General features: G+C 71.5%; 21 protein-coding genes. 12 read left to right on the forward strand and 9 right to left on the reverse strand.

From position 1 onward, the window contains the following. Positions 1-16: 16 nt before the first annotated feature. Positions 17-748 carry a FadR/GntR family transcriptional regulator gene (locus AB0B72_RS29530; protein WP_367742404.1) on the forward strand — a complete coding sequence of 244 codons (732 nt, stop codon included), beginning with the start codon at positions 17-19 and terminating at the stop codon, positions 746-748. A 178-nt stretch (positions 749-926) separates the two neighbouring features. On the opposite strand, the gene AB0B72_RS29535 is transcribed toward AB0B72_RS29530, so the two are convergent. Continuing rightward, positions 927-1271, reverse strand: a complete 345-nt coding sequence (locus AB0B72_RS29535) for an MmcQ/YjbR family DNA-binding protein (RefSeq protein ID WP_367742405.1) — start codon at positions 1269-1271, stop codon at positions 927-929. Positions 1272-1412: 141 nt separating this feature from the next. Between AB0B72_RS29535 and AB0B72_RS29540 the strand changes: the two genes are divergently transcribed. Beyond that, the gene (locus AB0B72_RS29540; protein WP_367742406.1) at positions 1413-1799 is read left to right on the forward strand and encodes an STAS domain-containing protein; all 387 of its coding nucleotides are present in this window, start codon (positions 1413-1415) and stop codon (positions 1797-1799) included. Between the two features lie 213 nt (positions 1800-2012). After that, the gene (locus AB0B72_RS29545; RefSeq protein ID WP_367742407.1) at positions 2013-2942 is read left to right on the forward strand and encodes a hypothetical protein; all 930 of its coding nucleotides are present in this window, start codon (positions 2013-2015) and stop codon (positions 2940-2942) included. Positions 2943-2976: 34 nt separating this feature from the next. Here the strand turns inward: AB0B72_RS29545 and AB0B72_RS29550 are convergent, their stop codons facing one another. The 5 genes from AB0B72_RS29550 to AB0B72_RS29570 all read right to left on the reverse strand — a co-directional run bounded on the left by AB0B72_RS29550 (position 2977) and on the right by AB0B72_RS29570 (position 7795). Further along, positions 2977-3834, reverse strand: coding sequence for an amidohydrolase (locus tag AB0B72_RS29550; RefSeq protein ID WP_367742408.1), 858 nt, complete (start codon positions 3832-3834; stop codon positions 2977-2979). Between the two features lie 21 nt (positions 3835-3855). Continuing rightward, positions 3856-4779, reverse strand: a complete 924-nt coding sequence (locus AB0B72_RS29555; protein ID WP_367742409.1) for an aldo/keto reductase — start codon at positions 4777-4779, stop codon at positions 3856-3858. Positions 4780-4857: 78 nt separating this feature from the next. Then, positions 4858-5610, reverse strand: a complete 753-nt coding sequence (locus AB0B72_RS29560; RefSeq protein WP_367742410.1) for an SDR family NAD(P)-dependent oxidoreductase — start codon at positions 5608-5610, stop codon at positions 4858-4860. After that, complete coding sequence (locus tag AB0B72_RS29565) at positions 5607-6941, reverse strand: L-fuconate dehydratase (RefSeq protein ID WP_367742411.1); 1335 nt, start codon at positions 6939-6941, stop codon at positions 5607-5609. Before AB0B72_RS29565 ends, AB0B72_RS29560 begins: the two co-directional genes overlap by 4 nt. Further along, positions 6938-7795, reverse strand: coding sequence for a fumarylacetoacetate hydrolase family protein (locus AB0B72_RS29570; protein ID WP_367742412.1), 858 nt, complete (start codon positions 7793-7795; stop codon positions 6938-6940). The genes AB0B72_RS29565 and AB0B72_RS29570 overlap by 4 nt, the downstream gene beginning before the upstream one ends. Positions 7796-8126: 331 nt before the next feature. Between AB0B72_RS29570 and AB0B72_RS29575 the strand changes: the two genes are divergently transcribed. Further along, positions 8127-9332, forward strand: a complete 1206-nt coding sequence (locus AB0B72_RS29575; protein WP_367742413.1) for a cytochrome P450 — start codon at positions 8127-8129, stop codon at positions 9330-9332. Positions 9333-9346: 14 nt separating this feature from the next. On the opposite strand, the gene AB0B72_RS29580 is transcribed toward AB0B72_RS29575, so the two are convergent. Continuing rightward, entirely contained in the window at positions 9347-10372 is a 1026-nt protein-coding gene (locus AB0B72_RS29580; protein WP_367742414.1) for a GDP-mannose 4,6-dehydratase, read from the reverse strand. Positions 10373-10578: 206 nt separating this feature from the next. Between AB0B72_RS29580 and AB0B72_RS29585 the strand changes: the two genes are divergently transcribed. The 3 genes from AB0B72_RS29585 to AB0B72_RS29595 all read left to right on the forward strand — a co-directional run bounded on the left by AB0B72_RS29585 (position 10579) and on the right by AB0B72_RS29595 (position 13718). Further along, complete coding sequence (locus AB0B72_RS29585; protein WP_367742415.1) at positions 10579-11871, forward strand: glycosyltransferase family 4 protein; 1293 nt, start codon at positions 10579-10581, stop codon at positions 11869-11871. Between the two features lie 75 nt (positions 11872-11946). Continuing rightward, the gene (locus tag AB0B72_RS29590; protein WP_367742416.1) at positions 11947-12660 is read left to right on the forward strand and encodes a class I SAM-dependent methyltransferase; all 714 of its coding nucleotides are present in this window, start codon (positions 11947-11949) and stop codon (positions 12658-12660) included. Next, positions 12657-13718, forward strand: a complete 1062-nt coding sequence (locus AB0B72_RS29595; RefSeq protein ID WP_367742417.1) for a prenyltransferase — start codon at positions 12657-12659, stop codon at positions 13716-13718. Before AB0B72_RS29590 ends, AB0B72_RS29595 begins: the two co-directional genes overlap by 4 nt. An 83-nt stretch (positions 13719-13801) precedes the next feature. Here AB0B72_RS29595 and AB0B72_RS29600 read toward each other — a convergent pair whose 3' ends face one another. Further along, complete coding sequence (locus AB0B72_RS29600; protein WP_367742418.1) at positions 13802-14449, reverse strand: class I SAM-dependent methyltransferase; 648 nt, start codon at positions 14447-14449, stop codon at positions 13802-13804. A 124-nt stretch (positions 14450-14573) separates the two neighbouring features. On the opposite strand from AB0B72_RS29600, the gene AB0B72_RS29605 reads away from it, so the two are divergent. The 5 genes from AB0B72_RS29605 to AB0B72_RS29625 all read left to right on the forward strand — a co-directional run bounded on the left by AB0B72_RS29605 (position 14574) and on the right by AB0B72_RS29625 (position 18190). After that, entirely contained in the window at positions 14574-15059 is a 486-nt protein-coding gene (locus tag AB0B72_RS29605) for a pyridoxamine 5'-phosphate oxidase family protein (protein ID WP_367742420.1), read from the forward strand. A gap of 31 nt (positions 15060-15090) precedes the next feature. Beyond that, entirely contained in the window at positions 15091-15285 is a 195-nt protein-coding gene (locus AB0B72_RS29610) for a ferredoxin (protein WP_367742421.1), read from the forward strand. Between the two features lie 78 nt (positions 15286-15363). Then, the gene (locus AB0B72_RS29615) at positions 15364-16449 is read left to right on the forward strand and encodes a Zn-dependent alcohol dehydrogenase (RefSeq protein WP_367742422.1); all 1086 of its coding nucleotides are present in this window, start codon (positions 15364-15366) and stop codon (positions 16447-16449) included. A 123-nt stretch (positions 16450-16572) separates the two neighbouring features. Continuing rightward, a complete protein-coding gene (locus AB0B72_RS29620; RefSeq protein WP_367742423.1) occupies positions 16573-17121 on the forward strand; it encodes an MSMEG_6728 family protein in 549 nt (182 codons plus the stop codon). 358 nt (positions 17122-17479) lie between these two features. Continuing rightward, positions 17480-18190: a ribonuclease HII gene (locus AB0B72_RS29625; RefSeq protein WP_367742428.1), complete on the forward strand. Its 711-nt coding sequence runs from the start codon at positions 17480-17482 to the stop codon at positions 18188-18190. An 80-nt stretch (positions 18191-18270) separates the two neighbouring features. Here the strand turns inward: AB0B72_RS29625 and AB0B72_RS29630 are convergent. After that, positions 18271-19032, reverse strand: a 762-nt coding sequence (locus tag AB0B72_RS29630) for a sugar phosphate isomerase/epimerase family protein (protein ID WP_367742424.1), incomplete at its 5' end; no start/stop codon positions are given.

The raw sequence follows: 19032 nt of genomic DNA on the forward strand, positions 1-19032 counted from the left end.
CGTCGGCATCAGACGTATGAGCCGGCGCAGACGGTGGGCGTCGCTGGCCAGCAAAGGGCTCCAGGGAGTGCATGGCGTGGCAGTCACCGACGCGGCGATTGACAGAATCAAAGACATGATCATCTCGGGCGAGCTGGCCCCCGGCGACCGGCTGCCCAAGGAGGCCGACCTCGCCGAGCGGCTGGGCCTGTCCCGCAACTCGCTCCGCGAGGCCGTTCGCGCGCTCGCCCTGATCAACGTGCTCGACGTACGGCAGGGCGACGGCACCTACGTCACCAGCCTCGAACCCCACCTGCTGCTCGACGCGATGTCATTCGTGGTGGACTTCCACAGGGACGACACGGTCCTGCAGTTCTTCGAGGTCCGCAGGATCCTGGAGCCCGCCGCCACCGCGATGGCGGCCACCCAGATGACCGACGCAGAGATCAAGGATCTGCGCAAGATCCTCGACTCGCTGCCCGGGGAGCCGAGCACCGAGCAGCTCGTGGCCAACGACCTGGAGTTCCACCAGCGGATCGCCGCCGGGTCGGGCAACGCCGTGCTGTGCTCGCTCATCGAGAGCCTGTCCGGGCCCACCGCCCGGGCCCGGATATGGCGCGGCCTCACCCAGGAGGGCGCGAACGGCAAGACCCGCGAGCAGCACGTGGCCATCTACGAGGCCATCGCGAGCCGCCAGCCGGAGGTCGCCCGCGCGTGGGCGACCGTCCACGTCGCCGGGGTCGAGGAGTGGCTGCGCCGCGCCCTGTAAGCGGAGTCGCCGAAGCACGGCGTCGAGGCGCGGTGACTGGCACGGCGGCCGGAACGGTGACCCGGCGCGGTCGCCGAAGCACGGTGTCGAAGCACGGTGTCGAGGCGCGGTGACTGGCACGGCGGCCGGAACGGTGACCCGGCGCGGTCACCTAGGGGGGCGACCGGCGCGTGGGCTCCTACCGGCCGGCCTCGTGGGCGTCGACCAGAGCCTTCGGAGCGGTGAGACACCACGCCTCGGTCACGAGCTCGCGCAGCTCGTCGGCGTCGATCCCCGCCAGCCGCACCACCACCCAGCCGAACCGCCCCGTCGTGAACTGGACCTCGAACACCTCGGGGCGCTCGGCCACCAGCGCGATCTGCTCCTCGATCGTCGCCTTCAGCCCGACGGTCCGCGTCCTCTCCCAGATGTAGCCGAAGCCCTTGCCGCGCACCTTCAGCGAGACCCACTCACCCCCGTCGGCCTGCTCGACCTCGGGCAACTCCTCCAGCATGCGCAGGAATTCCTCGACACTCACACCCATGGCCCTACAAGTACCAGACCCCTCCGACATTCCCTTCCCGGGACGAGCGACCTCGGATCAGCAGGTGTGATCAGGCGCGTGCCTGGTAGACATATCGGCACACGCTCGCCGTGACACCCGCGAGCCGAAGACGGGAATCAGATGACCGAGCACACCGACCCGGCGGAGCGCTTCACCGTGTCCATCGGCGTACGGGAGGGCGTCATCGTCGCCAGCGCCTCAGGGGAGCTCGACTACCACCACGCCGGCCGGTTCCAGGAGCGGATCAGCGAGGCCTGGGAGACGCTCAGGTCCCCGGCACTGATCCTCAACATGGCCGCCGTGGCCTTCTGTGACTCCATGGGCATCGGCGTCCTCGTGCTGCTGCGGAACCGGAGCCGGGAGCAGGGGCGCCTGCTGGTCCTGTCGGCGCTCCCCGCCCACCTGGAGCGCGTGCTCACCCTCACCGGCCTGCGTGGCGCCTTCCTCATCGAGCCCTCCGTCGAGGACGCGATCAGATCCGTGGCGGGCTCCTCCGGGACGCAGTGACCCGGCCCTCCAGGTGAAGGCGCCCCACCCGGAGAGATCGTGAGGCCGAGACCGCCGCGGATCACACGTCCCCCACCACCGGTCACCTGCGAGCCGCCGCCCGGGAGTCACCGGCTTCTCACCTTCTCGGCCATGCCCTGATCGGCAAACCCGCACGATCTCCTTACCCACCGTGATATATGCGGTACAGACAGCCATCACGGTGGAGGCGAGATGCACGAGCACGACGCGGAGACGGGCCGCCGGCCCCGTGGCCGCCACCCTTACGGCGCCGCACGCGTCCGCACCGCCCCGCCGCCCTCCACACTCCCGCCGCTCCAGCCCGTGCTCCCGCCCCGCCGGGCCTCCACGCCCCCGGCACCCCATCCCTACGCGTCCCCCGGACCTCCGCGGCCGGCGACGAGGCCGCGAGGGCCGCTGAGCCCGCCGAGCCCGGCGAGCCCGCCCCTGGCCGCTCCGCGGACACTCACCTCGCAGCGGTACGGCAGGGCACGCCACCGGGGACGGTTACCGGTGGACCGGCTCATCAAGCCGGCGATCATCGTGGGCTTCGCGCTGTGCTGCGCGGCCGGCGTCTGGACGGCCGGGGTGCCGCGCGACCGGCCGGAGCCGATCAGGCCCGTCGCGCGACGCCTGCCGGCCGTCACCACCCATCACACGGCGATCCCCCGCAAGCCCGCGGCGCGGCCCCCCGTTCCCGTCGCCGGCAGAGCGGAAGCGATCGCCGCCGGCCGGCCGGAGGATCCCCCGGCCCGGCGCCCCCATGAGCGTGAGAGACCTCAGAAGCCTTCCCGGGCGGAGCACGTCTCCGCACCGGCGCGCCGTCCCGCCGAGCGGGTCGCGCACCGCCACCCGCGGCCCGCGCGAGCGCTCCAAGCTCCGGTGACGCTCAAAGCTCCGGCGACGCGGAAGACCTCGAAGACCCCGAAGACGTCCGGGGCGCGAAGCGACGGGCGCGGACACGCGCCGGCCATGCGGCGAGGCGCGGCGACCGGCCCGGCCGGGACGGCGGCCCCGGCTCCCACCGCCCGCGACCGGCTGAGCGCCGACCAGGCCTGCGACACGTTCGCCTCCGGCGACTGGCGCCGGTCGTACTGTCTGAGCGCCTGGGACGCCTACGTGAAGAAGCTGGGCCTCCAGTAGGCCGCGCCGCCTCCGGGTGGAGGCCCGTCACCTGTCACGCGGAGGCCGCAGGGCGCAGGCCGTAACACTCCTGGGCGACGCCTTCGAACACCCGGGCGCGCTCGGCGTCAGAGAGCCCGGAGGTGAGCTCGCGGGCCAGCGCGACCACCTCGGCGTACGACGCGGCGAGCTCGCAGACCGGCCAGTCCGAGCCGAACATGACCCGGTCGGCCCCGAAGCACTCCAGCACGTGGGCGGCGTACGGCGCGATCTGCGGGGTGTCCCACGACGTCCACGAGGCCTCGGTGACCAGCCCCGAGAGCTTGCAGGTGACGTTGGGCAGCTTGGCCAGCTCCCTGATCTCGCTGTCCCACGGCTCCATCTCCCCCGCGGCGATGTACGGCTTGGCGGCGTGGTCGAGAACGAAACGCAGGTCGGGCATCTCCCGCGCCACCACCCTGGCCACCGGAAGCTGCGGGACGAGGACCAGCAGGTCGTACACCAGCCCCGCCTGGGCGACCGCCCGAAGGCCCCGGCGCACGTCCGGGCGCGCGATCCACGCCTGGTCGGGCTCGCCCTGCACGAGAGCCCGGACGCTGACGAGGCGGTCGCCGCCGGGCGAGTTGCGCAGCTTCGCGATCTGGGCGGCGACGTCGTCAGCGGTGAGATCGACCCACCCGACGACGCCGGCGATCAGTCCGCCGGACCCGGCGGCGATGCGGAGGAACTCCACCGACTCCTCGATGTCCGGGATGGTCTGCACGAGCACGGTCGCGGCGACGCCCGCGGCGGATGTCTCCCGCCGCAGGTCGTCGAGGGCGTACGGCTTGCGCACGGGCGCCATGGCGTCGGCCGCCAGGAAGGGGTAGTCCCTGGCGGTGGTGTCCCAGAGGTGGTGGTGCGCGTCGATCACGGGGGTCTCCTGATCGGGGGTTCAGGGGTGAGGCGGCACGGACAGGTCGGCCCACAGGGCCTCGGGCACGGGTGAGGCCGCCAGCTCCATGTTGCGGCGCACCTCGCCGGCCGATCTGGCGCCGATGACGACGGCGGCCACCGCCGGGTGGCGGAGGGGGAAGGCCAGCGCCGCCTGCGGCAGGGTGACTCCGTGACGCTCGCAGATCCGGGCCAACTCGCGCGCCCGCTCCAGCACCTCGGGCGGCGCAGGGGCGTAGTTGAAGGTCCCGTGCGGATCGTGGGTGGCGAGCAGCCCGCTGTTGAACACCCCGGCGGCGAGGACCGAAACGCCGCGCTCCTGGCACAGCGGGAGCAGCTCGGTCTCCCCGGAACGGTCGAGTAACGTGTACCGCCCGGCCAGCATCACTAGGTCGATGTCGGTCTCCCTGACGAAGTCGGCCGCCATCTGCCACTGGTTGATGCCGACGCCGATCGCCTTCACCACGCCCTGGTCGCGCAGCTCGGCCAGTGCGGGGTACGCCTCGGAGACGGCCTGCTTCCAGTGCTGGTCCGGGTCGTGGATGTAGGCGATGTCGACCGAGCCGAGCCCCAGCCGCCCGAGTGACTCCTCCAGCGAACGCCGGACGCCGTCGCGGGAGAAGTCCCACACCCGCCGGTAGTCGGCGGGCACGTCGAAGCCGTCGTCGTCCCGGCCGCCCTCAGACGACGGGACCAGCAGGCGGCCGACCTTGGTGGACAGCACGAACTCCTCGCGCGGCCGGTCACGCAGAGCCGCGCCGAGCCGCCGTTCCGACAGGCCGAGGCCGTAGTGGGGCGCCGTGTCGAAGAGCCGGACGCCCGTTTCCCAGGCGGCCTCCACGGTGGCGGCCGCGTCCTCGTCGGAGACCGCCGTGAACAGGTTGCCGAGGGGCGCGGTGCCGAGACCGTATCGGGGGAGCCTCATGGGAGCTCCCGGACCGGCGAGAGCCGGGTGTGCAGTTCGATCCGTTGCATGAGAGTTCCCTATCAGGTGTGGCCGGGGTCAGGTCGAGCGGGGCCGCAGCCGGAGGCCCTGCACGCCGCCGTCGACCGCGAGAGCCGTACCGGTGGTGGCGGAGGCGTACGGTCCGGCGAGGTAGGCGATGGCGTGCGCGATCTCCTCGGGGGTGACGAGGCGGCCCATCGGCTGGCGCTGCTCCAGCGCGGCGCGCTCGGCCACCGGGTCGTCGGCCGCGTCGAGCAGCCGGCTCACCCAGGGGGTGTCCGCCGTGCCCGGGTTGACGCAGTTGACCCGGATGCCCTCCTGGATGTGGTCGGCCGCCATCGCCAGGGTCAACGACAGGACCGCCCCTTTGGTCGCGCTGTAGAGCGCGCGGCTCGGCAGGCCGGCGGTCGCGGCGATCGAGCAGGTGTTGACCACCGCCGCGTGCCCGGAACGGCGCAGGTACGGCAGGGCGGCCCGGGTGACGCGGACGATGCCGAGGACGTTGACGTCCAGGACGCGCAGCCACTCGGAGTCGGGGTTGTCGGCGACGGTCCCCGTCGCGCCGACGCCGGCGTTGTTGACGACGATGTCGAGCCCGCCGAACCGCTCGGCCGCCGCCTCCACCGCGGCGCGGACCGAGGCGTCGTCGCCGACGTCGGCCTTGAGGCCGAGGAACGGCTCGCCGGGCGGGTTGATGTCGAGGCAGGCGACCCGCGCCCCCCGCTCGGCCAGCAGCGTCGCCGCCGCCAGGCCGATCCCGGAGCCGCCCCCGGTCACCAGTGCGCTCAGGCCGTCGAACTCCGCACTCATCCGTGGTTCCTCTGTGTCGCTGCCGGGGGAGCCGTCGCGGTGGAGGCCCAGATCGGGCCGCCGGGATAGGAGTAGTCCGTGATCGACTCGGGTCGCATGGCCGAGCTGAACCCCGGGTCGAGCGGTGCGCGGTACGCCCCGCCGGCGACGACGACGGGCGAGACGAAGTGCTCGTGCAGGTGGTCGACGTACTCGATGACCCGGTCCTCCATCGAGCCGCTCACCGCGACGTAGTCGAACATGGCCAGGTGCTGGACCAGCTCGCACAGGCCGACCCCGCCCGCGTGCGGGCACACCGGCACGCCGAACTTGGCGGCCAGCAGCAGGATGGCGATGTTCTCGTTCACGCCGCCGACCCGGGCGGCGTCGATCTGGAGGTACGACAGGCCCTTCGCCTGAAGAAGCTGCTTGAAGACGACCCGGTTCTGGACGTGCTCCCCGGTCGCGACCTTGATGGGGGCGATCCCGCGCGCGATGGCCGCGTGGCCCAGCACGTCGTCGGGGCTGGTCGGCTCCTCCACCCACCAGGGGTCGTACTCGGCGAGCGCCCTGACCCACGCGACGGCGGCGTCGACGTCCCACCGCTGGTTGGCGTCGATCGCGATCCTGACGGCGTCGCCGCAGGTCTCCCGGGCGATCCGCATGCGGCGGACGTCGTCGTCGAGGTCGGCTCCCACCTTGAGCTTGATCTGGGTGAAGCCGTCCTCGATTGCCTCCAGGCACAGGCGGCGCAGCTTGTCGTCGCCGTAGCCAAGCCAGCCGGGCGAGGTGGTGTACGCCGGGTACCCGTTCGCCTTGAGGTGCTCGATCCGCTCCCGGCGGGTGGGCTCGGCCGCGCGGAGGATGTCCAGGGCCTCCTGCGGGGTGAGGGCGTCGCTGAGGTAGCGGAAGTCCACCAGGTCGACGATCTGCTCGGGCGGCATCTCGCCGAGCAGCAGCCACAGCGGCAGGCCGGCCTCCTTGGCCCGCAGGTCCCACAGCGCGTTGACGACCGCGGAGATCGCCATGTGCATGACGCCCTTCTCCGGGCCGAGCCAGCGGAGCTGGGAGTCGTGCGTCATCTCGCGGTACAGCGCGCCGAGCTCCTCGGTCGACCTGCCCAGCACGTACGGCTCCAGCGCCTTGATGGCCGCGGTCTGCACGTCGTTGCCCCGGCCGATGGTGAACGCGAAGCCGTGCCCCTCGTGCTCGGAGGTCCGCAGCACCACGTAGGCGGCCGAGTAGTCGGGGTCGGGGTTCATCGCGTCGGAGCCGTCCAGCTCCAGCGATGTGGGGAAGCGGATGTCGTGGCACTCCATACCCGTGATCAGGGGGGCGGCCACCTGGGTCATGCCTGGCCCACCGTCTGCCGCTGCCGGCCGAGGCCGTCGATCTCCAGCTCGACGACGTCGCCCTCGCGCAGGTACGGGTGGTCCGGCATGCCGAGCGCCACCCCGGCGGGCGTGCCGGTGTTCACCACGTCGCCGGGCTCCAGGACCATGAACCAGCTCAGGTAACGGACGATCTCGGCCACCCCGAAGATCATCTCCTTGGTGTCGCCGTTCTGGCGCAGCTCGCCGTTGACCCACAGCCGCAGGCCGAGCGCCTGGGGGTCGGGGACCTCGTCGGCCGTCACCAGCCAGGGGCCGAGCGGGTTGAAGGTCTCACACGACTTGCCCTTGTCCCACTGGCCGCCACGCTCAAGCTGGAACTCGCGCTCGGAGACGTCGTTGGCGATCGTGTAGCCGGCGATGACGTCCAGCGCGGCCTCGTGGGACTCCAGGTAGCGCGCGGTCTTCCCGATCACGACGGCCAGCTCCACCTCCCAGTCGGTCTTCTGGCTCTTACGCGGGATCAACACCTCGTCGAAAGGTCCGACCACCGTGTTGGACGCCTTCATGAAGACAACCGGCTCAGCCGGAAGGTCGGCACCCGACTCCGCAGCGTGGTCACGGTAGTTGAGCCCGACGCACACCACCTTGCCCGGCCGCGCGACGGGCGCGCCGGTCCGTAGGCCCTCGGCGTCGAGGACGGGCAGATCGCCCGCGTCCAGGGCGGTCCGCACCCGGTCGAGCCCGCCATCGTCGAAGAACCGCCCGTCGATGTCGGCGCCGGAGAGGACACCGGAGAGGTCGCGCAGGCGGCCCTCGCCGTCCAGCACCGCCGGACGCTCCGCGCCCTTGGCGCCAACCCGAAGCAGCTTCACAAGTCCCCCCATATACATCCGATGATTTGCCAAGGCAAGGGAACATGGCAGGCGGCGCCGGTGTCAAGTCCGGTGACCTGGCGCGATGCCTTCCCCACAGTACGGAAGGAGGCGGCGCCAGAGGAGCCTCACCTCCCTGCGGCTTGACGCGCCTCCGGGCTCGTAATAGAACACGTTCTATCGATGCGTGCGAGTGCTTGACCATGCTCGCCGGACCACCGGCCGCCTCCGGACGGCACGTCGCCCACTCGGCGGCACAGTCGGCGGCGCACTCGACAGGACACTCGGCAGCGCTCTCGACAAGGGCAGCGAAACCCAATTAGGTGGTTCTATGCAAATCAACCTCGTCGACCAGGACCGTTACGCCGCGGGCGGCGTCCCCCACGACCAGCTCACCTGGCTGCGGAACAACGCCCCGGTCTTCTGGCACGAGGGGGACGCCGAGCGCGGCTGGCCCGGCTTCTGGGCCGTCACGAAGTACGACGACGTGGTCCACATCTCCCGGCACTCCGAGCTGTTCTCCTCGGCCCGGCGCCTGGCGCTGTTCGACGAAATGCCCGACGAGCAGATCGAGCTCCAGCGGCTGATGATGCTCAACCAGGACCCGCCGGAGCACACCCGGCGCCGGTCGCTCGTCAACCGGGGCTTCACCCCGCGCCAGATCGGCCGGCTCGAAGACCACATCCGCGACATCTGCCACCGGCTCGTCGACGAGGCGCTGAGCCTGCCTGAGGTCGACTTCGTCCGGGACATCGCCGCCCCGCTCCCGCTCTACGTGATCTGCGAGCTGCTCGGAGCGCCCGTCGAGGACCGGGACAAGCTCTTCGAGTGGTCCAACCGCATGATCGGCAGCGCGGACCCGGACTACGCCTCCAGCCCCGATGAGGGCCAGGCGGCGGCCGCGGAGGTCTACGCGTACGCCAACTCCCTGGCGGCGGCCCGCAGGGAGAACCCGCGGGACGACATCGTCACCAAGCTTCTCCAGCCGAACGACGACGGCGAGGTGCTGGCGGAGGACGAGTTCGACCTGTTCGTGCTGCTGCTGGTGGTCGCCGGCAACGAGACGACCAGGAACGCGGCGTCCGGCGGCATGCTCGCCCTCTTCGAGAATCCCGGCCAGTGGGAGCGGCTCGTGGCCGACCCCTCGCTGGCCCGCTCCGCGGCCGACGAGATCGTCCGGTGGGTGTCGCCCGTCAACATGTTCCGCCGTACGGCGACGACGGACACCGAGATCCGCGGCCAGAAGATCGCCGAGGGCGACAAGGTCGTGGTGTTCTACGCCTCGGCCAACCGGGACGAGGACGTCTTCGACCGTCCCGGCACCTTCGACGTCGGCCGCACCCCCAACCCCCAGATCGGCTTCGGCGGCGGCGGGGCGCACTTCTGCCTCGGCAACCACCTGGCGAAGCTGGAGCTGAGAGTGCTGTTCGAGGTGCTCGCCGAGCGCGTGCCGAAGCTCAGCCAGTCGGGGGACGCCTCCCGCCTGCGGTCGAACTTCATCAACGGCATCAAGACCCTGCCCGTCACCCTCACCTGATCACGCCACGGGCGTCAGGTCCAGGAGGAGTCCTGCTCCGGGTCGCCGCCGCCGGCGAGCAGCCGCAGGTCGGCCTCGACCATCATGGCGACCAGCTCCTCGAACGGCACGGTGGGCTCCCAGCCGAGCTGTGTGCGGGCCTTCTTGGGGTCCGCGCACAGCAGGTCGACCTCGGCCGGCCGGTGCAGGGAGGTGTCGCACACGACGTACCTCTCCCAGTCGAGCCCGGCGGCGCCGAAGGCGACCTCCAGCAGCTCGCGCACCGAGTGGGTGCGCCCGGTGCCGATGACGTAGTCCTCCGGCCCGGCCGCCGTCATCATGAGGTGCATGGCGCGGACGAAGTCGCCGGCGAAGCCCCAGTCGCGGCGGGCCTCCAGGTTGCCCAGGCGCAGGTCGGCCGCCATGCCCAGCTTGATCCGGGCGACCCCCAGGGAGACCTTGCGGGTCACGAACTCCGCCCCGCGCCGGGGCGACTCGTGGTTGAACAAGATCCCCGACACCGCGAACATGCCGTACGACTCGCGGTAGTTCTGGGTGAGGAAGTGCCCGTACGCCTTGGCGACGCCGTACGGGGATCTGGGGTGGAAGGGGGTCCGCTCGGTCTGCGGAGTCTCCCTGACCTGGCCGAACATCTCCGACGACGACGCCTGGTAGAACCGGATCTGCCCGGCCGCCGAGGCCCGGGAGCCGGTGATCCCCGAGCAGACGCGGATGGCCTCCAGCATGCGGAGCACGCCCATGCCGGTCACCTCGGCGGTCAGCTCCGCCTGCTCCCACGACATCGGCACGAACGAGATCGCACCGAGGTTGTAGACCTCGTCGGGCTGGACCTTCTCCACGGCGGAGATCAGCGAGCCCTGGTCGAGCAGGTCGCCGCGGACGAGCCGCACGTCCTGCAGGAGCCGCCGCACGCGGGGGACGCGGGGGTTGGCCTGACCCCTGACCAGGCCCCAGACCTCGTACCCCTCGCTCAGCAGATGCTCAGCGAGGTAGGAGCCGTCCTGACCGGTGATCCCGGTGAGCAGCGCGCGCCTGGCCAACGGTTCCTCCCTCGTCACACCCGATTTGACCTGTGAATCGCGAATGTACCGTCATGCCCTCCGCCGGACGCTATCAGCCCCGCCTCCGCTACTAGAACGCGTTACACCGAATGACGTTCAGGTAAGCTGACCGTGCACTTCCGGCCTAGTGTCGGCATGACGAGGGACCCATTCCACCTCATCTGCCCAATCTGAGGTCAAATGGTATGGTTCGGTGGCAGGCCCCTGGGGGCACGGCGGGAAAGGGGTGCCTCTTGGCGGACAGGCTGCGAGTCGCTCTGCTGTCCTATCGCAGCAAGCCCACATGCGGCGGCCAGGGGGTGTACCTGCGCCACATCAGCCGTGAGCTCGTGGCCCTCGGGCACCATGTGGAGGTCTTCTCCGGCCAGCCGTACCCGGAGCTCGACGAGGGCGTCATCCTCAACAAGGTCCCCAGCCTCGACCTCTACAACGACGACGACCCGTTCCGCACTCCACGGCTGGACGAGTACCGCGACTGGATCGACGCGCTCGAAGTCGCCACCATGTGGACGGCGGGCTTCCCGGAACCGCTGACGTTCACCCTCCGGGCCCTTCGCGAGCTCAAGAAGCGGCAGGGCGACTTCGACGTCGTCCAGGACAACCAGACGCTCGGCTACGGACTGCTCGGCATCCGGAAGCTCTTCCCCGTGGTCGGCACGATCCACCACCCCATCAGCGTGGACAGGCGGATCGAGCTCAAGGCGGCCAAGGGATGGAAGCGGCTGTCCATGCGCCGCTGGTACGGCTTCGTCCGCATGCAGAGCCTCGTCGCCCCCCGGCTCAGCCCGATCCTGACGGTCAGCGAGTCGTCCCTGGCCGACATCCACCGCGACTTCAACGTGCCCCAGTCGAACATGCGGCTCATCCCGCTCGGCGTGGACACGCGCTTCTTCCATCCCCGGCCCCGGCTGCCCAAGCGGCCGGGCTCGATCGTGGCCGTGGCCAGCGCGGACTCCCCCATGAAGGGCGTCGCGACGCTGCTGCGGGCGGTCGCCAAGCTCGCCACCGAGCGGGACGTCAACCTGACCGTGGTCAGCAGGCCGACGCCCGGCGGGCCGACGGAGAAGCTCGTCGCCGAGCTGTCGCTGCACGACCACGTGCGCTTCGTCCACGGCATCAGCGACGAGGAGCTGGCCGAGCTGATCGCCACCTCCGAGGTCGCCGTCGTCCCGTCCCTCTACGAGGGCTTCTCCCTGCCGGCCGTCGAGCACATGGCCTGCGGCACCCCGCTGGTGGCGTCCAGGACGGGGGCCCTGCCCGAGGTGGTCGGCGACGCCGCCGTCCAGGTGACGCCCGGCGACCCCGAGGAGCTCGCCGCCGCGCTCCGCCGCCTGCTCGACTCCCCCGAGGAGCGGGCCGAGCTCGGGCGCAGGGGCTACGACCGCGTCATGGAGCGCTACGCCTGGCCCGTCGTCGCCCAGCGCACCGTCGAGGCCTACCACGAGGCCATCGCGGCGCACGCGGCCACCGGCCGGTGAGCTCCTCCCCGTGCCGTACGGCGTGCCGTACAGAGGCCGGGGCAAGGTCAAACAGGATCACGAAAGGTGGCGCGAGTGCTGACCGTCGACTTCAACCGGTTGCCCGTCGGGCCGGGTGACCGCGTTCTCGACCTGGGGGCCGGCGCCGGCCGGCACGCCTTCGAGGTGCTTCGCCGGGGCGCGGACGTGGTCGCCTTCGACATGGACGCCGCCGAGCTTGAAGGCGTGGCGGCCATGTTCGCGGCCATGGACAAGGAGGGGCAGATCCCTCCCGGCGCCTCCGGGGACACGGTGGTCGGCGACGCACTGGGCATGCCCTTCCCCGACGCCTCCTTCGACCGTGTGATCGCCGCCGAGGTCCTGGAGCACATCCCCGACGACATGGCCGCCATGCGGGAGATCGTCCGCGTGCTCAAACCCGGCGGCCGGGCGGCCATCACGGTGCCGAGCTTCCTGCCCGAGCGGATCTGCTGGGCGCTCTCGGAGGACTACCACACCGCTCCCGGCGGACATATCCGGATTTATACCTTGGCGGAGCTCCAGGCCAAGCTGAAGGCGTCCGGGCTTGAGGTCGGGGCCCACCACCACGCCCACGGCCTGCACGCGCCGTACTGGTGGATCAAGTGCGCCGTCGGGGTCGGCAACGACGGCCATCCCCTGGCCAGGGCCTACCACGAGCTCCTCGTGTGGGACATCATGAAGCGCCCCCTGGCCACCCGGGTCGCGGAGGCCGTGCTCAACCCCCTCATCGGGAAGAGCGTGGTCGTCTACGTCCGCAAGCCCGCATGAGGGCCGTCCCCGCCGTCCCCGGGATCATCGACGCCGATCAGGTGACCCGCACGGCCATGAGCATCGCGGCGATCCAGGACGAGGACGGCGGCGTGCCCTGGCCTGAGGGCCACGTGGACGCGTGGAACCACGTCGAGTGCCTGATGGCCATGACCGTCGCCGGGCTGTGCGAGCCGGCACGCAAGGGATACGACTGGCTGGCGCGGCACCAGCGGCCCGACGGCTCCTGGCCGATGAAGGTGACCGGCGGCCAGGCCGCCGAGCCGGGCGGCGAGTCCAACCACGCGGCGTACGTCGCGGTGGGCGTCTGGCACGACCTGCTCGTCACCTCGGACGAGGCCTTCGCCCGCGCGATGTGGCCGGTCGTCAGCAAGGCCCTGGACTTCGTGGTCGGCCTGCAGACCACCCGTGGCGAGGTCGTGTGGGAGCGGGCGTCCTCCGGAGAGCCGGCGTCGTACGCCCTGCTCACCGGCTGTTCGTCCATCTACCAGGGGTTACGCTGCGGCGTCAGGCTGGCCGAACGGCTGGGCGACCCCCAGCCCGACTGGGAGCTCGCCGCCGACCGTCTCGGGCACGTGCTCATGGCCCATCCCGAGGCGTTCGCCGACAAGAGCCGCTTCTCGATGGACTGGTACTACCCCGTCCTCGGCGGCGCCGTCCGGGGGCCCCGGGCGAGCCTGCGGCTCGACCAGGAGTGGGAGACGTTCGTCGTGCCGGGGCTGGGCGTGCGCTGCGTCTCCGACCAGCCGTGGGTGACCGGCGCCGAGTCGTGCGAGCTGGTGCTCGCCCTCGACGCGGCGGGCCGGCGCGAGCAGGCGCTCGGCGTGTTCGCCGACATGCAGCACCTGCGGCACGAGGACGGCTCGTACTGGACCGGCTGGCAGTTCGTCAACGGCAAGCACTTCCCGCACGAGCGGTCGGGCTACACGGCGGCGGCGGTGATCCTCGCGGCCGACGCCCTGTCACGGACCACGCCCGGCTCCGGCGTCTTCCGCGACGCCGGCGACCAGCAGGTGCGCATCACCGGCGACTGCGGCTGCGAGCACGCCCGGGCGTGAGGCTACGCGCCCGGTGGGGCAGCCCGGGGCGACGTGAGGCTGCGCGTTCCGGCGAGTCACGTCGCGTACGGGCGTGCGGCCGGTCAGGCGCGTACGGGCGTCGTGGTCCGTTCGAGCAGGCGGAGCGAGCCGACGGCGCGGACCTCTGTGAACGCGCCCGACTCCAGTGCCCGGAGGTAGACCCGGTAGGGCGCCTGGCCGCCGTCCGCCGGGTCGGGATAGATGTCGTGGAACACCAGCGCACCCCCCGGCATGACGTGCGGCGCCCACCCCTCGTAGTCGGCGGTCACCGGCTCATCTGAGTGCCCGCCGTCGATGAACAGCACGGCGAGCGGCGTCGTCCAGTGCCTCGCGACCGTGGCGGACGCGCCCACGATCGCGACGACCTCGTCCTCCAGCCCGGCGGCGGCGACCGTGTCGCGGAAGAACGGGAGTGAGTCCATCCGTCCCGTACGCGAGTCCACCAGCTCGGGGTCGTGATGCTCCCAGCCCGGCTGGATCTCCTCGGAGCCGCGGTGATGGTCGACGGTGAACACCACCGAGCCCGCCAGACGGGCCCCCGCCCCCAGGTAGATGGCCGACTTGCCGCAGTAGGTGCCTATCTCGCAGATCGGCCCGCGCGAGCCGTACTCGCAGGCGATCTCGAACAGCGCCTCCCCCTCGGCGGGCGGCATGAAGCCCTTGGCGCGCTCGGCGTGCCGGCGCAGATCCCCGGGCATCGTGACGGCCATGGTCCCCCTCGTCGTACGGCGTGCGCGTCACCCTACCGAGAGCGGGGCATCCGCCGCCAAACGCCCCGAACAACATTCCACTGGACCCCTTGTCCCCCCTTATGCAACATGTTCTACTTCCTTCGTGAACCAGCGCGCCCGGATTGCGATGGCCGACGACGAGATCGCCGCGTTCCTGCGGGACGCCCGGAAGCTCCAGCTCGGCACCGTCAACCCCGACGGCACGCCGCACCTGGTCACCATGTTCTACGGGCTGAGCGCCGGACGGATCACCTTCTGGACGTACAGCAGGGCGCAGAAGGCCCGCAACATCGAGCGGGACCCGCGCGTGAGCTGCCTGGTCGAGACGGGGGACGACTACTTCGAGCTCCGTGGCGCGTTGATCTACGGCAGGGCCCGGCTGATCGACGACCCGGCCGCCGTCCTGGAGGTCGGCATGGACATCACCCGGCGGATGACGGGCGCCGCCGGCGACGGCGGTCTGCGGGAGTACGTCGAGCAGACCGCCCGCAAGCGCGTCGCCTTCGTGGTCGACCCGGACCGCGTCGTCTCCTGGGACCACGGCAAGCTGACCGGCGATAGCGTGGGGCGGCGGGCGTCTCCAGCGTGAGACGCGCCGCTCCACGAGAGGAGGAGTCGCCATGAAGGTCAAGGTCGATTACCCGGCGTGCGAGGCGAACGCCGTGTGCATGGGCCTCGCCCCGGAGGTGTTCGAGGTCGACGACGACGACCAGCTCAACGTGCTGATGCCCGAACCACCCGCAGAGCTCCTCGACCGCGTACGGCACGCGGTCAGGTCCTGCCCCAAGGCCGCCCTGTCCCTCGAGGACGACTAGTCCCTCGAGGACGACCGGGGACGACGGCCCCGCGATTTCCGAAGCAAGTCACTCAAGGACGAGTAACCGGGAGGCCCCATGCGCGGCGCGCTCTTGCACGCGGTCGGCGACGAGAAGCTGGACATCCGTGACGACTTCACGCTGACGCCGGTGGGGCCCGCCGACGTCCGGGTGAGGGTCAGGGCGACGGGCGTGTGCCACTCCGACCTCTCGGTGCTCACCGGCGCCCTGCCCATGCCGCTGCCGGTCATTCCCGGCCACGAGGGCGCGGGCGACGTCGTCGAGGTCGGCGAGGCCGTCACCTCGGTCCAGCCGGGCGACCACGTCATCCTCAACTGGACCCCCGCCTGCGGCGACTGCCCGAGCTGCATGGCCGGCCAGCCCAACCTCTGCCTGACGTACGTCATGAAGAGCTTCGGCGAGGCCCGTTTCCGCTTCGGCGGCGACACGCCCGCGTACGGCATGGCCGGCTGCGGCACCTGGGCAGAGGAGGTCGTCGTCCCGTGGCAGGGCGCCATCAAGGTCGACGCCGACGTGCCGTACGAGGCGGCGGCGCTGATCGGGTGCGGCGTCACCACGGGCGTCGGCGCGGTCCTCAACACGGCGAAGGTCCGGCCGGGCGCGACCGTCGCCGTGGTCGGCTGCGGCGGCGTCGGCCTGTCGGTGATCCAGGGCGCCCGCATCTCCGGCGCGACCACGATCCTCGCGATCGATCCGCTGGAGTCGAAGCACGAGCTGGCCAAGAAGGTCGGCGCCACCCACGCCTGCACGCCGGACCAGCTCATGGATGCGATCGGCACGCTCACCGGCGGCCAGGGCTTCGACCACGGCTTCGAGGTCGTCGGCAAGTCGGCCGCGATCATGACGGCCTGGCAGGCGACGCGACGCGGCGGCGACGTCATCGTGGTCGGCGCCGGAGCGGTGGACGACCAGGTGCCGCTGAACGCCTTCAGCCTGCTCTTCGAGGGCAAGAACATCCTCAGCTCCCTGTACGGCGGCGCCGACGTGCGCCGCGACTTCCCCCGGTTCGCCGGCCTCTACAAGGCCGGCAAGCTGGACCTCGACAGCATGATCAGCTCTCGCATCAGGCTGTCGGACCTGAACGACGCCGTGGCCGCCCTCAGAAGCGGAGAGGTCCTCCGCCAGATCGTCCTGTTCGACTGATCGCCCCCTGTTCGCCGTGTTCGGTGTGGCCGGGGCCCGCCCGGACCTCGTCCACGCCACCGCCCGGAGATCTCCCCGCGCGCCGGGATATCTCCGGAGCGTCCGGGTAACCCGGATGCCGACATGCAGACGTTCCTGCCCTACCCGGACTTCGCCGCCTCTGCCCGCGTGCTCGACCCGCGCCGCCTCGGCAAGCAGCGGGTCGAGACGCTGCAGGTCCTCCGCGCCCTGACCGTGCCCGGGTACGGCTGGCGTCACCATCCGGCCGCGCGCATGTGGACGGGCTACGAGGAGGCCCTGGTCCGCTACGGCCTGGAGATCTGCGGCGCCTGGTGCGCCATGGGGCGGGCGGACACCTGCGCGGCCACCATGACCCGGGAGTTGCTCGCCCTCCGCGATGCCACGTTCCCGTCCGCCACCGGATCCACCAGTGAGCCCAGCGCCTCGGAAGTGCCCGGCGATCACTCCGTCTCCGCGCTTCCTCGCTCTCAGATCGATCTCGCCGCCGCGGGTGAGCTGCCCCCTTGGCTCGGCGACCCCGCCCTCCACGTCAGCCATCGGTCGGCCCTGCTGCGCAAGGACCCGGACTTCTACGGCCCGCTGTTCCCCGGCGATCCCGACGATCTCCCTTACGTCTGGCCCGCCTCCGACCGCCAGGGTGGGCTTGGGTGAGCCCGTCCGGTCAACGGCGTAATCGGCGGCGTGCGCATGCGACTCCGGTGAGTCGCTTAAGGGGCCGATGGTCCGCACCGGCTGGCATGATGGGGCGATGATCTCGCGCAGGACGGGCGGCCGGTCCGCTGAGCCTCCCACCAGCCCGTACGGCCAGGCATTGCCGGGGTTGGAGGGCCCCGCAGCCGGGGCGCACGAGGTGGCGGATCGCGGCGGCGCGGCGGAACGTGGCGGCGCGGCACCGGTGCGGCGAGGCAAGGTCGCCGGCTATGAGATCGAGCACGAGCTGCGTGCCGCCGGGGCCGCGATCATCGCCGGGGTGGACGAGGTGGGCCGCGGAGCCTGGGCGGGGCCGGTCATGGTGTGCGCCGCCATCACCGACTTCAGCCCGCCGCCTGAGCTGCCCGGACGCGGCGGCGGCGCTTCCGGCAGCGGCGGGGAAGGTGGCAGTCGGAGCGACGCCCGTGGCAGCGGCGACGGCGGCCGGGGCGCTTCCGGCGGCGGTGACGGCGTGGGCGGCCGTACCGGCGGGCGCTCCATCCGGCTGACGGACTCCAAGCTGCTCCTGCCGGCCCAGCGTGAGGCGTTCGCCGAGGTGCTTCCGGGCTGGCTCACGTGCCACGCCTTCGGAGAGTCGGGGCCCGAGGAGATCGACGAGGTCGGCATGACGGAGGCGCTGCGCCGCGCCACGCTGCGCGCGCTCGGCGCCTTGCCCGTCCGGCCCGATGTGATCATCCTCGACGGCGGGCACGACTTCCTGGGAAAGCCCTGGCGGGTGCGGTGCGAGGTCAAGGCGGACCAGCGCTCTGTGACCGTCGCGGCGGCTTCGGTGCTGGCGAAGGTGCGCCGCGATCGCATGATGGCGGAGCTCGGGGCGGGCTATCCGGCGTACGGATTCGGGGGCAACGCGGGCTACCCCTCGCCGGGGCACCAGGAGGCCCTCGCCGAGCTCGGCCCCACACCGCTCCACCGCATGTCCTGGTCGTACCTCGATGACCTGCCCCAGTGGCGGCACCTCAGGAGGCACCGCGACCCGCTCGCCGGTTCCGGGCAGATGTCGCTCCTCTGACGGGAGTCTGACGGGAGAACAAGGAGGGCCGGGCGGATGGCACCCGCCCGGCCCTCACGTGTCAGCCGCCTGAGAAAGCGTCAGCTTTCCGAGGAGAAGGCGGCGTCGAAGGACGCGGTGGGCGGGGTGATGGCGTTGAGGCCGCGGATGTAGGCCAGGGCCTCCGGTGCCCCGTGCAGGCGGTCCATCCCGGCGTCCTCCCATTCGATGGAGATGGGGCCGTCGTAGCCGATGTGGTTGAGCGCGCGGAAGCACTCCTCCCAGGGCACGCCGCCCCGGCCGGTCGAGACGAAGTCCCAGCCGCGCCGGGGGTCGGCCCACGACAGGTGGGAGGCCAGGCGGCCGCGGCGGCCGTCGGCGGTGGCGACCCGGGCGTCCTTGCAGTCGACGTGGTAGATCCGGTCGGCGAAGTCGAGGATGAAGTTCGCCGGGTCCAGGCCCTGCCACACCATGTGGGAGGGGTCCCAGTTCAGCCCGAAGGCCGGGCGGTGCCCGATCGCCTCCAGCGTGCGGACCGTGGTGTGGTAGTCGTAGGCGATCTCGCTGGGGTGCACCTCGTGCGCGAAGCGGACGCCGACCTCGTCGTAGACGTCGAGGATCGGGTTCCACCGGTCGGCGAAGTCCTGGTAGCCCGCCTCGATCATCGACGGCGGGACCGGGGGGAACATCGCCAGGGTGTGCCAGATGGAGGAGCCGGTGAAGCCGACCACCGTGGTGACGCCCAGCTTGGCCGCCGCGCGGGCGGTGTCCTTCATCTCCTCGGCCGCGGCCCGGCGGACCTCCTCGGGGTCGCCGGAGCCCCAGATCCGGGCGGGCAGGATGCCCTTGTGGCGCTCGTCGAT

It is taken from the genome of Microbispora sp. NPDC049125, from assembly GCF_040802045.1.
Classification (GTDB): domain Bacteria; phylum Actinomycetota; class Actinomycetes; order Streptosporangiales; family Streptosporangiaceae; genus Microbispora.

Coding starts and splice junctions, on each gene's coding strand:
- AB0B72_RS29530 (WP_367742404.1), top strand. CDS start 17: ATGAGCCGGCGCAGACGGTGGGCGTCGCTGGCCAGCAAAGGGCTCCAG.
- AB0B72_RS29535 (WP_367742405.1), bottom strand. CDS start 1,271: ATGGGTGTGAGTGTCGAGGAATTCCTGCGCATGCTGGAGGAGTTGCCC.
- AB0B72_RS29540 (WP_367742406.1), top strand. CDS start 1,413: ATGACCGAGCACACCGACCCGGCGGAGCGCTTCACCGTGTCCATCGGC.
- AB0B72_RS29545 (WP_367742407.1), top strand. CDS start 2,013: ATGCACGAGCACGACGCGGAGACGGGCCGCCGGCCCCGTGGCCGCCAC.
- AB0B72_RS29555 (WP_367742409.1), bottom strand. CDS start 4,779: ATGAGGCTCCCCCGATACGGTCTCGGCACCGCGCCCCTCGGCAACCTG.
- AB0B72_RS29560 (WP_367742410.1), bottom strand. CDS start 5,610: ATGAGTGCGGAGTTCGACGGCCTGAGCGCACTGGTGACCGGGGGCGGC.
- AB0B72_RS29565 (WP_367742411.1), bottom strand. CDS start 6,941: ATGACCCAGGTGGCCGCCCCCCTGATCACGGGTATGGAGTGCCACGAC.
- AB0B72_RS29575 (WP_367742413.1), top strand. CDS start 8,127: ATGCAAATCAACCTCGTCGACCAGGACCGTTACGCCGCGGGCGGCGTC.
- AB0B72_RS29585 (WP_367742415.1), top strand. CDS start 10,579: ATGGTTCGGTGGCAGGCCCCTGGGGGCACGGCGGGAAAGGGGTGCCTC.
- AB0B72_RS29595 (WP_367742417.1), top strand. CDS start 12,657: ATGAGGGCCGTCCCCGCCGTCCCCGGGATCATCGACGCCGATCAGGTG.
- AB0B72_RS29600 (WP_367742418.1), bottom strand. CDS start 14,449: ATGGCCGTCACGATGCCCGGGGATCTGCGCCGGCACGCCGAGCGCGCC.
- AB0B72_RS29610 (WP_367742421.1), top strand. CDS start 15,091: ATGAAGGTCAAGGTCGATTACCCGGCGTGCGAGGCGAACGCCGTGTGC.
- AB0B72_RS29615 (WP_367742422.1), top strand. CDS start 15,364: ATGCGCGGCGCGCTCTTGCACGCGGTCGGCGACGAGAAGCTGGACATC.
- AB0B72_RS29620 (WP_367742423.1), top strand. CDS start 16,573: ATGCAGACGTTCCTGCCCTACCCGGACTTCGCCGCCTCTGCCCGCGTG.
- AB0B72_RS29625 (WP_367742428.1), top strand. CDS start 17,480: ATGGTGTGCGCCGCCATCACCGACTTCAGCCCGCCGCCTGAGCTGCCC.